This window comes from Vibrio hannami (genome assembly GCF_029589055.1).
Classification (GTDB): Bacteria; Pseudomonadota; Gammaproteobacteria; order Enterobacterales; family Vibrionaceae; genus Vibrio; species Vibrio hannami.
Genome location: NZ_JARQZP010000007.1, coordinates 1 through 14602 on the forward strand (window position 1 = coordinate 1; position 14602 = coordinate 14602).

Below are 14602 nucleotides of genomic sequence, written 5' to 3' on the forward strand. Positions count from 1 at the left end.
TCAAACATTACTATGTAATGTTCAGTATTCATTGAGTCGACCAAAATCTTAAATTGAAGAGTTTGATCATGGCTCAGATTGAACGCTGGCGGCAGGCCTAACACATGCAAGTCGAGCGGAAACGACAACATTGACTCTTCGGACGATTTGTTGGGCGTCGAGCGGCGGACGGGTGAGTAATGCTTAGGAATTTGCCCAGTCGAGGGGGATAACTATTGGAAACGATAGCTAATACCGCATACGCCCTATGGGGGAAAGGAGGGGATCTTCGGACCTTTCGCGATTGGATAAGCCTAAGTGAGATTAGCTAGTTGGTGAGGTAAGAGCTCACCAAGGCGACGATCTCTAGCTGGTCTGAGAGGATGATCAGCCACACTGGAACTGAGACACGGTCCAGACTCCTACGGGAGGCAGCAGTGGGGAATATTGCACAATGGGCGCAAGCCTGATGCAGCCATGCCGCGTGTGTGAAGAAGGCCTTCGGGTTGTAAAGCACTTTCAGCAGTGAGGAAGGTGGTGAGCTTAATACGTTCATCATTTGACGTTAGCTGCAGAAGAAGCACCGGCTAACTCCGTGCCAGCAGCCGCGGTAATACGGAGGGTGCGAGCGTTAATCGGAATTACTGGGCGTAAAGCGCATGCAGGTGGTTAATTAAGTCAGATGTGAAAGCCCGGGGCTCAACCTCGGAAGGCCATTTGAAACTGGTTAACTAGAGTACTGTAGAGGGGGGTAGAATTTCAGGTGTAGCGGTGAAATGCGTAGAGATCTGAAGGAATACCGGTGGCGAAGGCGGCCCCCTGGACAGATACTGACACTCAGATGCGAAAGCGTGGGGAGCAAACAGGATTAGATACCCTGGTAGTCCACGCCGTAAACGATGTCTACTTGGAGGTTGTTCCCTTGAGGAGTGGCTTTCGGAGCTAACGCGTTAAGTAGACCGCCTGGGGAGTACGGTCGCAAGATTAAAACTCAAATGAATTGACGGGGGCCCGCACAAGCGGTGGAGCATGTGGTTTAATTCGATGCAACGCGAAGAACCTTACCTACTCTTGACATCCAGAGAAGCCAGCGGAGACGCAGGTGTGCCTTCGGGAGCTCTGAGACAGGTGCTGCATGGCTGTCGTCAGCTCGTGTTGTGAAATGTTGGGTTAAGTCCCGCAACGAGCGCAACCCTTATCCTTAATTGCCAGCACTTCGGGTGGGAACTTTGGGGAGACTGCCGGTGATAAACCGGAGGAAGGTGGGGACGACGTCAAGTCATCATGGCCCTTACGAGTAGGGCTACACACGTGCTACAATGGCGCATACAGAGGGCGGCTAACTTGCGAGAGTAAGCGAATCCCAAAAAGTGCGTCGTAGTCCGGATTGGAGTCTGCAACTCGACTCCATGAAGTCGGAATCGCTAGTAATCGTAGATCAGAATGCTACGGTGAATACGTTCCCGGGCCTTGTACACACCGCCCGTCACACCATGGGAGTGGGCTGCAAAAGAAGTAGGTAGTTTAACCTTCTGGGGGACGCTTACCACTTTGTGGTTCATGACTGGGGTGAAGTCGTAACAAGGTAGCCCTAGGGGAACCTGGGGCTGGATCACCTCCTTAACGATAAGATTGTTGTTGATTAGTGTCCACACAGATTGATTAGGTTTAGAAAGTAAAGAAGCAAACGTGGGTCTGTAGCTCAGGTGGTTAGAGCGTTCGCCTGATAAGCGAGAGGTCGGTGGTTCGAGTCCACTCAGACCCACCAATTTTTCTTCATAGAAAATACAGATGGGGCTATAGCTCAGCTGGGAGAGCGCCTGCCTTGCACGCAGGAGGTCTGCGGTTCGATCCCGCATAGCTCCACCATCTTTAAGTGTTTTCACTGAGAATATTTAAAAATGGTTCATTTTATGAATCTTTGCTCTTTAACAATTTGGAAAGCTGACGAATAACAACAATCCCCATATCAATTGATATGCGTTGTTATTCAATTAAAAGTTCTCAAATCCTATGTCTTTTAAAGATGTAGGTACCAACACACATTCAAGTGTTCTTGGGAATCTTACTTTTTAAGTAAGTATTCATATTTGAGTCCGGCAAAATCGTGTCTGCACATGTATAAAAATGCAGACAACTTTGGTTGTTTGATTAAACAATCCCGAAACTCTTTGGGGTTGTATGGTTAAGTGACTAAGCGTACACGGTGGATGCCTTGGCAGTCAGAGGCGATGAAAGGCGTATTAACTTGCGATAAGCGCAGATGAGGTAGTAAAAACCACTTGAGTCTGCGATTCCTGAATGGGGAAACCCAATTGCATAAGCAATTATCATTAACTGAATACATAGGTTAATGAGGCGAACCGGGGGAACTGAAACATCTAAGTACCCCGAGGAAAAGAAATCAACCGAGATTCCGAAAGTAGCGGCGAGCGAAATTGGACTAGCCCTTAAGCGTTTAATGGTTCAGGTGAACAAGCTGGAAAGCTTGGCGATACAGGGTGATAGCCCCGTAACCGACAAACCCTTTTACGTGAAATCGAGTAAGGCGGGACACGTGATATCCTGTCTGAATATGGGGGGACCATCCTCCAAGGCTAAATACTACTGACTGACCGATAGTGAACCAGTACCGTGAGGGAAAGGCGAAAAGAACCCCTGTGAGGGGAGTGAAATAGAACCTGAAACCGTGTACGTACAAGCAGTAGGAGCCTCCTTGTGGGGTGACTGCGTACCTTTTGTATAATGGGTCAGCGACTTATATTCAGTGGCAAGGTTAACCGTTTAGGGGAGCCGTAGGGAAACCGAGTCTTAACTGGGCGCTCAGTCTCTGGATATAGACCCGAAACCAGGTGATCTAGCCATGGGCAGGTTGAAGGTTGAGTAACATCAACTGGAGGACCGAACCGACTAATGTTGAAAAATTAGCGGATGACTTGTGGCTAGGGGTGAAAGGCCAATCAAACCTGGAGATAGCTGGTTCTCCCCGAAAGCTATTTAGGTAGCGCCTCGGACGAATACTACTGGGGGTAGAGCACTGTTAAGGCTAGGGGGTCATCCCGACTTACCAACCCTTTGCAAACTCCGAATACCAGTAAGTACTATCCGGGAGACACACGGCGGGTGCTAACGTCCGTCGTGGAGAGGGAAACAACCCAGACCGCCAGCTAAGGTCCCAAATTATTACTAAGTGGGAAACGATGTGGGAAGGCTAAAACAGCTAGGATGTTGGCTTAGAAGCAGCCATCATTTAAAGAAAGCGTAATAGCTCACTAGTCGAGTCGGCCTGCGCGGAAGATGTAACGGGGCTAAGTAATAAACCGAAGCTGCGGCTGCTAGCATTTGCTAGCGGGGTAGGGGAGCGTTCTGTAAGCCGTTGAAGGTGGTCTGTAAGGGCTGCTGGAGGTATCAGAAGTGCGAATGCTGACATGAGTAACGATAAAGGGGGTGAAAAACCTCCTCGCCGGAAGACCAAGGGTTCCTGTCCAACGTTAATCGGGGCAGGGTAAGTCGACCCCTAAGGCGAGGCCGAAAGGCGTAGTCGATGGGAAACGGGTTAATATTCCCGTACTTCTTACAATTGCGATGGGGGGACGGAGAAGGCTAGGTGGGCCTGGCGACGGTTGTCCAGGTTCAAGTGCGTAGGCTTGAGAGTTAGGTAAATCCGGCTCTCTTTAAGGCTGAGACACGATGTCGAGCATCTACGGGTGTGAAGTCATTGATGCCATGCTTCCAGGAAAAGCCTCTAAGCTTCAGATTGTAAGGAATCGTACCCCAAACCGACACAGGTGGTCGGGTAGAGAATACCAAGGCGCTTGAGAGAACTCGGGTGAAGGAACTAGGCAAAATGGTACCGTAACTTCGGGAGAAGGTACGCTCTCGACGGTGAAGAGATTTACTCTTGGAGCTATTGAGAGTCGCAGATACCAGGTGGCTGCAACTGTTTATTAAAAACACAGCACTGTGCAAAATCGTAAGATGACGTATACGGTGTGACGCCTGCCCGGTGCCGGAAGGTTAATTGATGGGGTTAGACCTTGTGTCGAAGCTCTTGATCGAAGCCCCGGTAAACGGCGGCCGTAACTATAACGGTCCTAAGGTAGCGAAATTCCTTGTCGGGTAAGTTCCGACCTGCACGAATGGCGTAATGATGGCCACGCTGTCTCCACCCGAGACTCAGTGAAATTGAAATCGCTGTGAAGATGCAGTGTACCCGCGGCTAGACGGAAAGACCCCGTGAACCTTTACTACAGCTTGGCACTGAACATTGAGCCTACATGTGTAGGATAGGTGGGAGGCTTTGAAACACTGTCGCCAGATAGTGTGGAGCCATCCTTGAAATACCACCCTTGTATGTTTGATGTTCTAACTTAGCCCCATTATCTGGGGTGAGGACAGTGCCTGGTGGGTAGTTTGACTGGGGCGGTCTCCTCCCAAAGCGTAACGGAGGAGCACGAAGGTGGGCTAATCACGGTTGGACATCGTGAGGTTAGTGCAATGGCATAAGCCCGCTTGACTGCGAGAATGACAATTCGAGCAGGTGCGAAAGCAGGTCATAGTGATCCGGTGGTTCTGAATGGAAGGGCCATCGCTCAACGGATAAAAGGTACTCCGGGGATAACAGGCTGATACCGCCCAAGAGTTCATATCGACGGCGGTGTTTGGCACCTCGATGTCGGCTCATCACATCCTGGGGCTGAAGTCGGTCCCAAGGGTATGGCTGTTCGCCATTTAAAGTGGTACGCGAGCTGGGTTTAGAACGTCGTGAGACAGTTCGGTCCCTATCTGCCGTGGGCGTTGGAGAATTGAAAGGGGCTGCTCCTAGTACGAGAGGACCGGAGTGGACGAACCTCTGGTGTTCGGGTTGTCATGCCAATGGCATTGCCCGGTAGCTAAGTTCGGAATCGATAACCGCTGAAAGCATCTAAGCGGGAAGCGAGCCTTGAGATGAGTTCTCCCTGGCACTTAAAGTGTCCTAAAGGGTTGTCGTAGACTACGACGTTGATAGGCAGGGTGTGTAAGCGTTGTGAGGCGTTGAGCTAACCTGTACTAATTGCCCGTGAGGCTTAACCATACAACACCCAAAGGGTTTTGTGGGCTCAGAGCCAAGAACAGAATTGAATGTGTAGAGAACATAGAAACAGCTTTCCAGATTTAGGAATAGAATTTATCAACTACATCCATGTAGTTGACCCTTCGGGCCGCACTGAAGTGCGTTAAATTTTGTTCCGGACAAAATTTTGCTTGGCGACCATAGCGTTGTGGACCCACCTGATTCCATGCCGAACTCAGAAGTGAAACGCAATAGCGCCGATGGTAGTGTGGGGCTTCCCCATGTGAGAGTAGGACATCGCCAGGCTTTAAATTTAGACTCTTATAGTCTAACCAGTGCGGAGCGGTAGTTCAGTTGGTTAGAATACCGGCCTGTCACGCCGGGGGTCGCGGGTTCGAGTCCCGTCCGCTCCGCCACTTATTTCGAGGGTCGCCTCATAAAATACGAACTGCAGGGGTGTAGCTCCAATTGGCAGAGCAGCGGATTCCAAATCCGCGTGTTGGGAGTTCGAATCTCTCCACCCCTGCCATATTCAGAGGCCTCAGTCGAAAGACTGAGGCCTTTTCCATTTCTATCTTTAAAGAAATCCCGTTAAACTTGCCTTCCTCTCAACTAAGAAGAATTAAATACAATATGAAGATTCATTTTGATCTGAATCCTGATGCGGAAATCGAGGATACCATTCTTACCGGGCTGAAAGCGTATAACGCCAACTATTTGCCTAAAGAAGAAAAAGTAAGAATAGCCTGCTATGTACGTAATGATGACGGCAAAATAGTAGGTGGCCTGAAAGGCGAGATTTATGGCCATACCCTGTTTATTGCTCATTTCTGGATTGACGAAAACAGCCGTGGTGACAAGCTTGGTTCAAAGCTAATGAAGCAAGTTGAATTAGAAGTTATAGAGAAGGGCGTTACAGATATCTACCTGGATACATTCTCATTTCAGGCCAGAGATTTCTACATCAAGATGGGCTACACCGAAGTTGGTAAATACACAGGTTTTCCAGCAAAAGGTATAGATAAATACTTTCTACAAAAACATATCGCTTAACAGTTGGCATAACTTTGCAAACAGTAACGCCATAAACTAGCTTTATACAAAGCAGAGCAAAAGAAATCCGCGGAACAACATAAGAACATTAGTTGGGAAAGGCCGAACAAGGCAACATAAAACAGTATTAGTTGATTCAAAACTTACCAGCGAGGGTTAAGGATGGAACGAGTACTTTCCCCTTTGATTTTATTGCTTAATCGTTTTTCATTTCGCATCAAATTTATGGCAATCGGGGTGATATTTATTGCTCCGTTGCTTGTTACCAACCTGATCCTCTGGTCTCAACTTGATGCAAAAATCACTTTTGCAGAGAAAGAGCGGGTTGGTATTGAGTACCTTCCTATTTTGCGACATATCGCAGCTAATATGGCCGGGCATAGAGGGACAACCCAAGGGTTAATGAGTGGTGATGATTCCTTTGCTCCTAAGGTTCAGAAGCGCAAAGAAACCGTAGATAGTTACTTCCGGGAACTTACTTTAGCGGATGAAAAGCTGAGCTCTATTTTAGATAGTCAACCTCGCTCACAGAGGATAATGAGTGAATGGCAAAGCTTTAGAAACAATAGTTCGCTTTCAGCAGCAGATAACTTCAAAGTTCACACCGATTTGATCGCGCAAGTTTTGCAGCATATGCAGCATGTGGCGAATCAATCTAACCTTATTCTCGACCCTGAGTTAGATAGTTATTACTTAATGGATACCGTTGTTAACTTGTTACCCGCTCTTGCAGAGAGTATGGGCCAGGTGCGAGGAGCCGGAGCAGGTGCTATTGCCAAAAACGACCTGGAAAAATATCCGGTGTTGAAGCTTTCTGTGCTCAGTGACAGATTGGTCAGTCATCTGGACCGGCTTGAAGTCGCTCTTAAAACAGCAGAAGAGCAAAACCTGACTCTAAAGGCTAGCCTAAACAAACCAGGAGAGGAAGCTGTGAGTGCTACTCATCGATTTATTGATATGACTAAGAAAGAGCTTCTTAGTGATAAGTTAGCGACAGTAGCTGCAGGTGATTATTTTGATGCTGGCACACAAGCGATAGCAGCATGCCTTGCACTTTATGATCTAGTTGTTCCTGAACTAGATAGGTTATTAAGTGAGAGAATCGACGAAGATCAGGGGTATTTGAATCTGGTTCTATGGATTTTCATCGGAATTATCCTTCTTATATCTGCCATTTTTATGGCTCTCTATATTGCGCTTGGACACTCTATCGATCATTTGAGTGAAGTAGCAACTAAGTTAGCAGAGGGCGACCTTACGGTACGAAGTGAGCTTCAGGTCAAAGATGAGCTAGGCAAAACAAGTATTGCCTTAAATCGAATCGCCAATGATTTTGGAAGGGCAATGTTTAACATAAAGTCTTCCAGTGACAATCTCGATGCTATTTGCGGCGATATGTATAAAGTTAATGAGAAAACTTGTGAAGGCGTTATAAAACAAGAATCAGATATCGATATGGCCGCCACTTCAATTAACCAAATGACTTTAAGTGTTCAAGAGGTGAGTAATAGTACTGTGCAGGCAGCGGATGCGGCAGACAGTGCAAAGCAGGCTGCAAGAAATGGTCTTGAAGTGGTGAACTCCGTTGTTACTTCTATTGAACAACTGGCGACAGAGGTAGAAAGAGCTGGGCAAGTGGTACTTACTTTAGAAAGCGATAGTAATAACATCACTGCTATCCTGGATGTAATTCGAGGAATTGCTGACCAGACTAATCTACTTGCTCTTAATGCAGCGATTGAAGCAGCGCGTGCGGGTGAACACGGGCGTGGGTTCGCAGTGGTTGCTGATGAAGTACGAACACTAGCACAGAGAACTCAAGATGCAACGCTCGAAATTCAGGAGATGATTACTAAACTTCAGGCCGGCTCTCAGGACGCTGCTGAGGTGATGAAGTCGGGTGTAAATAATGCTCAGAGAAGCGTAGAGCAGGCATCTGGTGCAGAACAAGCCTTACAGGAAATAGTCGAAGCCGTCGATGTAATAAATAGCATGAGTGCTCAGATTGCAACTGCGGCGGAGCAGCAAGGGACGGTAGCGGAAGAGATAAACCGAAGCATAATTAGTGTGAAGGAAGTTGCAACCCAAACTTCTCATGATGCGAATTTGTCCAGAGAATCGAGTGGGCAGGTAAGAGCCCTTTCATCAGAAGTTCGTTCCCTTTCAAATCGCTTCATTGTGAATGAAGAGCAGGTGGAAGCGGGCTGGGTTCCACCTAAGAAGCTATTTGAGTGGGACGACTCCTATTCTGTTGGGGTAAAAGAGATAGACCGACAGCACCGTAGCCTAATGACTCTGGCGAATGAGTACCATAGAACTCAAATAACCAGGAGTGCCAGAGGTGCTGTTGCCCGTGTGATGGAAGGGGTGATTGAATACACTAAGAGCCACTTTCAGTATGAAGAAAACCTTATGGAGAAATTTAACTACCCGGAATTAGAACCGCATAAAGCAAAACACCGCAAGCTGGAAGCTGAAGCTGAAAGTTTTAAAGAGAGGTTTGAGCGTGGTGAAGATGTTGGCAAAGAGTTTTCAGCTTTTATGGAGAGCTGGCTGCTCAATCACATCAAGAAGACCGATCAGGAGTACTCAGAACACTTAAACTGCCGGGGTGTGTATTAGACGCCTTAATAAGCACAGCTTATCAGCGTTATAATCACTAGTGTTTAGTTCGTGTTTATAAACTAGCCTAATATATCGGCATTAGACAGAGGATGTCGTGCTTGGTGTCTGGAATTTATAGTTCTGAAAAATACGGGTCAAACATGAAAAAATCGATTCTCTCTCTGTCGCTGATATCTACAATAGCTCTAACTGGCTGTGTAAGCCCTGATAGGACTGATGATCCAAACGCTGCTACTAAACAGGGGGCGGCTGGCGGAGCATTGCTTGGCCTTACTATGGGGGCTTTAACTGGTGACGCTGAGCTTGCAGTGAAAGGAGCTATTGCAGGTGGCGTAGCTGGCGGTGTTGCGGGTGCAAGTCACGATATCCAGAACAACCGTGAAAACATTCGTCATGACAGCAGAAACGATGCTATTTCAGGTATTACTTCAGAATCTCAACCTCAAGCATCAAACAACAATCAATACTGGGACGAAATCGAGCGCTTTATTGGCGAGTGGGACGTTTCCATTCGTAACTCGACAAATGGCAGTAACATTCATGACATTAAGGCGAGCGGTGCTTTAACGTCAGTTGCGAATGCGAAGATTAATATTTCGGCAGACACAGGTATCGAGTTAGATGCTGATTTCTCATACTCTCAAGAAGAAGGATACCGCCTTGATATAACAAACCAGTCAAAGCAAGTATCAGTCGGTTTTGTTGGTGAGCAACTAGACGGTAACCAGAGATACAGCTTTTATCCGACCAATGTACAAGACGTAATTTACGAAGGTATCAACACATCTGATATCAGAGTTGAGCTCAGTTTTGTAGGTACTCAGGTTTGGCGTATTGAATCGTATGTATATCAAGGTGGTCAGGAACAGAAGCTACAAGAGATTAGATTCACAAAGTCTGATTCATAACCAATTACCTCACTCTAAAATAGATGGAAGATTTACTAAGCCAGTAACCGACGTTTCTGGCTTTTTTGCACCAAATGACCCAAATAGAATCGTCGATAGTAAACTCCTATTGAATCTATATGTTTAATCGTTTTTATCTTTTTAATTGTTCGGCGTATTCTTAACCCATACAAAAGATTACCAAACATTCTAAAGAGAATTTCGGGGGACATATGGAAAAGAACATTATCGGACTTGATAAAGCACAGACACTAGAGCTTACAGATAGACTAAACACCTTACTAGCAGACTATCAGGTGTTGTATATGAATGTTCGAGGTTATCACTGGAATATTAAAGGACGTGATTTCTACGAGCTGCATGCTAAGTTTGAAGAAATTTACAACGACTTAATCATTAAAGTTGACGAGATAGCGGAGCGTATTCTTACGCTGGAATCTACACCTTTACACGGTTATTCGAAGTATCTTGAGTTGTCTGAAATTGGTGAAGCGTTAGATGTGACGCAAGGTGCTGTCGCTATCGAGCAGATTCTAATTGCTTACAAATCGCTTCTAGTGAAGCAACGTAATATTTTATCAATGGCTTCTGAGCTGGGTGATGAGGGGACGGTATCACTTCTTAGTGATTACATCAGCCAGCAGGAGAAAGAAACCTGGATGATGAACGCTTATCTCCAGTAAACTGCAATGAAACACCATGCCTTTTTGTTTGCCTCACACTAGCTGTGAGGCTTTTTTGCTTTCTGAATACCGAAAGCTAGTCAGTCAACCCCTGAATAACAACAAACTTTTCAAGCAGCTGCTCTTCAGTTTCGACATGATCCGGGTCAGTGATGATGCACTTTGTAATTGGGCAAACTGACTGACAGGTCGGGGTTTCATAGTGGCCTTTGCATTCCGTGCATAGATTGGGGTCGATCTCGTAGATCTCATCACCCATCGAGATAGCACTATTCGGACATTCCGGTTCGCACATATCGCAATTGATACAACTGGCTTGGATTAGCAGCGCCATTGTGAACTCTCTCTACAGATTGGTTGTGTTTGGATAAACACGGAAAAGTAATCGGGCGCGAAGTGTAGCACAAGTGGAGTTATAATCACCAGTTTCTAGCAATAGAAACTGGTGACTATAGGGGATATGAAAACTAAGCAGCAACCTTCGTTGACGTTGACCAGCAATAAATATCGTGTTCGCTAACATCATCGCTAATGCATGAGATGTTTGGCAGCAGTTCCAAAGATTGTTGGGAGCAAAAGATATAGTCAGTGATTACCGACCATCCCAGAACAATGCAGTGACCGCCTTTGTTATTAATATATCCGGCAATTTTACCGGCACACGACTCGCTATAGGTCTCGATTTTGTAGATATCGCTCATAAGAGAATCCACCTATATGTCAGTTTACATAAAAAAAGTACCAGCAACATTCGCTGCTGATACTTTTATTGTATGCATTTCCGGTGCCAGTGCAATACGTTTACATCACACTACTGCGATCGTTACACTACGTTACAATAATCGGTGTTTATTACCTGTTTTAAGGCAACATATAGTTGTAAATAGCGTTGTAATCGTTTGCATTAGACAGGGTTTCTTGTATTTTGACCGTCAATTAAGTTACGCATTAGCAGGCCATATTCCAAATCCATATCTTCAGGAACAGGAATAAAGACAAAGTGGCCGTTGCCTTTTGCATCTTCAATTGATTCTGATTTGCGATTTTCCATCGCTTCAAGAGTAAAGATAACATTGCCTTGCGGAGTCATTAGCTCCAGGCTGTCACCTACTACAAACTTGTTTTTTACCTCTACTTCCGCAAGGTTACCAAGGCGCTTACCTGTGAACTCACCAACAAACTGCTGGGAATCTGACACAGAGTAGCCATAGTCGTAGTTCTGGTAAGTGTCATGTGTATGACGGCGAAGGAAACCTTCGGTATAGCCACGGTGAGCAAGGCTTTCAAGTGTACCCAACAGGCTTTCGTCAAACGGTTTGCCGGCAACCGCATCGTCGATAGCCTTGCGGTAAACTTGTGCCGTTCTTGCGCAGTAGTAGAAAGACTTGGTACGGCCTTCAATCTTCAGGGAGTGCACGCCCATCTTAGTCAGGCGCTCAACATGCTGAACAGCACGAAGATCTTTCGAGTTCATGATGTAAGTACCATGCTCGTCTTCAAATGCCGCCATTTTTTCTTCAGGACGATGGCTTTCTGACAGAAGAACCACTTCATCCGTTGGTTTGCCAAGACCAATAGTGTTGTCCGGACGCGGCTCCGCTTCCTGGATTTCTACGATCTGGCCAGCATCGTTCTGCTGAGCTTCTTCTACTTTGTATTCCCAACGGCATGCATTAGTACATGTGCCCTGGTTTGGATCTCGTTTGTTGATGTAGCCAGAAAGCAGACAGCGGCCAGAGTAGGCCATGCATAGAGCACCGTGTACAAAGATCTCGATTTCTGTATCCGGGCATTTCTCTCGAATTTCTTCAATCTCTTCCAGAGATAGTTCACGCGAAAGGATCACGCGCTCAACGCCTTGTGTCTCCCAGAACTTAACGGTTGCCCAGTTAACCGCGTTTGCCTGTACTGACAGGTGAATAGGCATTTCCGGGAACGCTTCGCGAACCATCATGATCAAACCAGGATCAGACATGATTAGTGCGTCCGGGCCCATTTCTACCACAGGCTTAAGATCACGGATAAAGGTTTTTAGCTTGGAGTTGTGTGGCTGAATATTGCATACCACATAAAGCTTTTTACCCTGAGCATGTGCTTCATCGATGCCGATCTTTAGGTTTTCGTGGTTGAACTCGTTGTTACGAACACGAAGGCTGTAACGAGGTTGACCTGCGTATACTGCGTCTGCGCCATATGCGAATGCATAGCGCATGTTTTTAAGGCTACCCGCTGGGGATAATAATTCTGGTTTAAACATTGCTTTTATCTCTGGTCTGATATCAAGTCAGAACTACGCTACCTGATAGCGTAATTGGGAGCGCGAATTTTACGCCAAAAGAAGGGGATTGGATAGAGGGAAATGAAATCTTGGTTACAGGTTACAGGTTACAGGTTACAGTCTACGCAACCTGTAGAGCAAAGCTCGTGCTGTTACCTGTAACCTTATTAATCATTAGTTCTCAGGCAGACCGCCCAACGCTTCATATAAACCCGGTAGGAAGACACTGAACTCAGAGCTCATCAGAGAGAAATCTGCATCAAAGCGCGCAGCCTGATCTTCTCTTGGGATATCTTCATTTTGATCTTTTATCTCATCGCTGAATTTCAGGCGCTTAATGCTGCAGTCATCAGCCAGAATAAACTCAATACGTTCCTGCCAGTTTAGTGCTAGCTTTGTTACTACCTTGTCTGATTCAAGGTGGTTCAGGATCTCTTCGGCGCTCAGTTCCTGCTTCTTACAGCGAATGATGCCGCCGTCTTCCTGAACAGAGCGAAGCTCAGCTTCATCAAGCACTTCGATGCCTTGAGGCGCGTCGCCTGTTTTAACCCAGTCGGTCATGGAATCTTCGACAGCTCTTTCAGGGAAGGCTAGTACTACAGGTAGGCTACCCATGGTTTTACGAAGTAGCGCAAGAACGTCTTCCGCTTTCTTGTGGCTGCTGGCATCAACCAGAATAAAGCCTTCTTTTGGTAGAATAAGAACGAAAGTGTTCTGACTTTTACTGAATGCACGAGGTAGAAGGTCAACGATAATATCTTCTTTAACATTGTCCTTCTCTTTTTTATTCAGAGGGCGACCTTCTTGTTGTTCCAGCATCTCAACTTTTTCGTTCATTGAGTCTTTGATAACAGAAGCTGGAAGCATCTTCTCTTCTTTCTTAGCACAGATAAGAATGCGGTTTTCAGAAACATGAGTCATCATATCTCCATGTTTACCCATAACATTCGTCCAGCCGAATTTACTCTTGTCCTGACTGCCGCAAGGAGTGAAGCGGAATTCCTCAAGCTGTTTTTCGAGTTTATCTGCGTTAAATTCGATCTCGCGGTTGAAGCGATATACCAGACAGTTTTTAAACCACATATTTTTTCTCGTCTCTGAAAATCAAGAACGCAATCATAGTGGAATTTGGAAGTTTTGTTGAGGAGTTTGTTTTGTACTTTGCAGCTTCTTACAAGAAGTTTCGCTTTAGAGCAAAATTAAAAAATAACAATGAATTGAATACGACAGTTATATTAAAAATAGTTTGCAAAGGTCACAAAAGTGTCATACTAAGTAAAGATAATGCGTAGCGTTGATAGAAACTTAAAGGTTGTTCAATTATGTCTAGAAGGATTCTGGTTGTTGAAGATGAAGCGCCAATCCGCGAAATGTTGTGCTTTGTTCTTGAGCAGAAAGGGTATCAGGCAGTAGAAGCTGAAGATTACGATACTGCGTTAAGCAAACTTTGCGAACCATACCCGGACCTTATTCTTTTGGATTGGATGCTGCCAGGTGGTTCTGGTATCAATCTAATCAAACATCTTAAGCGCGATGAACTGACTCGTAATATCCCAATCGTGATGCTGACGGCACGCGGTGAGGAAGAAGATAAAGTTCGCGGCCTTGAAGTTGGTGCTGATGATTACATCACCAAGCCATTCTCACCAAAAGAGCTGGTTGCACGCCTGAAAGCTGTTATTCGCCGAGTTACACCAACAGCGCTTGAAGATATCATTGATGTACAAGGCTTAAGGCTTGATCCGGTGTCTCACCGAGTAACCATCAATGATACGCCTGTTGATATGGGTCCAACCGAATTTAAAATGCTGCACTTTTTTATGACCCATCAAGAGCGTGTGTATAGCCGTGAACAACTTTTGAATAACGTTTGGGGCACAAACGTTTATGTTGAAGATCGTACGGTAGACGTACATATTCGTCGCCTGCGTAAAGCTCTGGAAGGCGATGGTCATGACAAGCTTGTACAAACTGTACGCGGTGCTGGCTACCGATTCTCGACCAAAGCGTAAGGAGTCCACTC

General features: G+C 46.0%; 9 protein-coding genes, 4 tRNA genes and 3 rRNA genes. 12 read left to right on the plus strand and 4 right to left on the minus strand.

Annotation, left to right across the window (positions count from 1 at the left end):
- Positions 1 to 50 precede the first annotated feature (50 nt).
- From P7F88_RS14330 to P7F88_RS14380, 11 genes are all read left to right on the plus strand, one after another.
- Positions 51 to 1602 (plus strand): 16S ribosomal RNA (locus tag P7F88_RS14330).
- Between the two features lie 68 nt (positions 1603 to 1670).
- Positions 1671 to 1747: transfer RNA gene (locus P7F88_RS14335), tRNA-Ile, on the plus strand.
- Between the two features lie 25 nt (positions 1748 to 1772).
- A tRNA-Ala gene (locus tag P7F88_RS14340) sits at positions 1773 to 1848 on the plus strand.
- A 314-nt stretch (positions 1849 to 2162) separates the two neighbouring features.
- Positions 2163 to 5053 (plus strand): 23S ribosomal RNA (locus tag P7F88_RS14345).
- Positions 5054 to 5222: 169 nt separating this feature from the next.
- A 5S ribosomal RNA gene (gene rrf, locus P7F88_RS14350) occupies positions 5223 to 5338 on the plus strand.
- Together the 16S, 23S and 5S rRNA genes with 4 tRNA genes alongside form the textbook arrangement of a ribosomal RNA operon.
- Before the next feature lie 33 nt (positions 5339 to 5371).
- Positions 5372 to 5448, plus strand: a tRNA-Asp gene (locus P7F88_RS14355).
- Positions 5449 to 5484: 36 nt separating this feature from the next.
- Positions 5485 to 5561, plus strand: a tRNA-Trp gene (locus tag P7F88_RS14360).
- Between the two features lie 104 nt (positions 5562 to 5665).
- A complete protein-coding gene (locus P7F88_RS14365; protein WP_277825798.1) occupies positions 5666 to 6085 on the plus strand; it encodes a GNAT family N-acetyltransferase in 420 nt (139 codons plus the stop codon).
- A 162-nt stretch (positions 6086 to 6247) separates the two neighbouring features.
- Positions 6248 to 8707: a bacteriohemerythrin gene (locus P7F88_RS14370; protein WP_277825799.1), complete on the plus strand. Its 2460-nt coding sequence runs from the start codon at positions 6248 to 6250 to the stop codon at positions 8705 to 8707.
- A 143-nt stretch (positions 8708 to 8850) separates the two neighbouring features.
- Complete coding sequence (locus P7F88_RS14375; protein WP_277825801.1) at positions 8851 to 9618, plus strand: hypothetical protein; 768 nt, start codon at positions 8851 to 8853, stop codon at positions 9616 to 9618.
- Between the two features lie 212 nt (positions 9619 to 9830).
- Positions 9831 to 10301, plus strand: a complete 471-nt coding sequence (locus tag P7F88_RS14380; RefSeq protein WP_277825803.1) for a Dps family protein — start codon at positions 9831 to 9833, stop codon at positions 10299 to 10301.
- Between the two features lie 76 nt (positions 10302 to 10377).
- On the opposite strand, the gene P7F88_RS14385 is transcribed toward P7F88_RS14380, so the two are convergent.
- From P7F88_RS14385 to rdgC, 4 genes are all read right to left on the minus strand, one after another.
- Positions 10378 to 10635, minus strand: a complete 258-nt coding sequence (locus P7F88_RS14385) for a YfhL family 4Fe-4S dicluster ferredoxin (RefSeq protein WP_277825806.1) — start codon at positions 10633 to 10635, stop codon at positions 10378 to 10380.
- 133 nt (positions 10636 to 10768) lie between these two features.
- Complete coding sequence (locus P7F88_RS14390; RefSeq protein WP_277825808.1) at positions 10769 to 11002, minus strand: hypothetical protein; 234 nt, start codon at positions 11000 to 11002, stop codon at positions 10769 to 10771.
- Between the two features lie 203 nt (positions 11003 to 11205).
- The gene (trhP, locus tag P7F88_RS14395) at positions 11206 to 12558 is read right to left on the minus strand and encodes a prephenate-dependent tRNA uridine(34) hydroxylase TrhP (RefSeq protein ID WP_277825810.1); all 1353 of its coding nucleotides are present in this window, start codon (positions 12556 to 12558) and stop codon (positions 11206 to 11208) included.
- 195 nt (positions 12559 to 12753) lie between these two features.
- On the minus strand, positions 12754 to 13662 hold the full coding sequence (gene rdgC / locus P7F88_RS14400) for a recombination-associated protein RdgC (RefSeq protein ID WP_277825812.1): 909 nt from the start codon (positions 13660 to 13662) through the stop codon (positions 12754 to 12756).
- Between the two features lie 239 nt (positions 13663 to 13901).
- Here rdgC and phoB point away from each other — a divergent pair, with 239 nt between their 5' ends.
- Positions 13902 to 14591, plus strand: coding sequence for a phosphate regulon transcriptional regulator PhoB (phoB, locus tag P7F88_RS14405; protein ID WP_277825814.1), 690 nt, complete (start codon positions 13902 to 13904; stop codon positions 14589 to 14591).
- The last annotated feature ends 11 nt before the right edge of the window (positions 14592 to 14602 follow it).

Excerpts from the sequence above, each read along its gene's own strand:
- P7F88_RS14365 (WP_277825798.1), top strand. The coding sequence starts at position 5,666 with ATGAAGATTCATTTTGATCTGAATCCTGATGCGGAAATCGAGGATACC.
- P7F88_RS14370 (WP_277825799.1), top strand. The coding sequence starts at position 6,248 with ATGGAACGAGTACTTTCCCCTTTGATTTTATTGCTTAATCGTTTTTCA.
- P7F88_RS14375 (WP_277825801.1), top strand. The coding sequence starts at position 8,851 with ATGAAAAAATCGATTCTCTCTCTGTCGCTGATATCTACAATAGCTCTA.
- P7F88_RS14380 (WP_277825803.1), top strand. The coding sequence starts at position 9,831 with ATGGAAAAGAACATTATCGGACTTGATAAAGCACAGACACTAGAGCTT.
- P7F88_RS14385 (WP_277825806.1), bottom strand. The coding sequence starts at position 10,635 with ATGGCGCTGCTAATCCAAGCCAGTTGTATCAATTGCGATATGTGCGAA.
- P7F88_RS14390 (WP_277825808.1), bottom strand. The coding sequence starts at position 11,002 with ATGAGCGATATCTACAAAATCGAGACCTATAGCGAGTCGTGTGCCGGT.
- trhP (WP_277825810.1), bottom strand. The coding sequence starts at position 12,558 with ATGTTTAAACCAGAATTATTATCCCCAGCGGGTAGCCTTAAAAACATG.
- rdgC (WP_277825812.1), bottom strand. The coding sequence starts at position 13,662 with ATGTGGTTTAAAAACTGTCTGGTATATCGCTTCAACCGCGAGATCGAA.
- phoB (WP_277825814.1), top strand. The coding sequence starts at position 13,902 with ATGTCTAGAAGGATTCTGGTTGTTGAAGATGAAGCGCCAATCCGCGAA.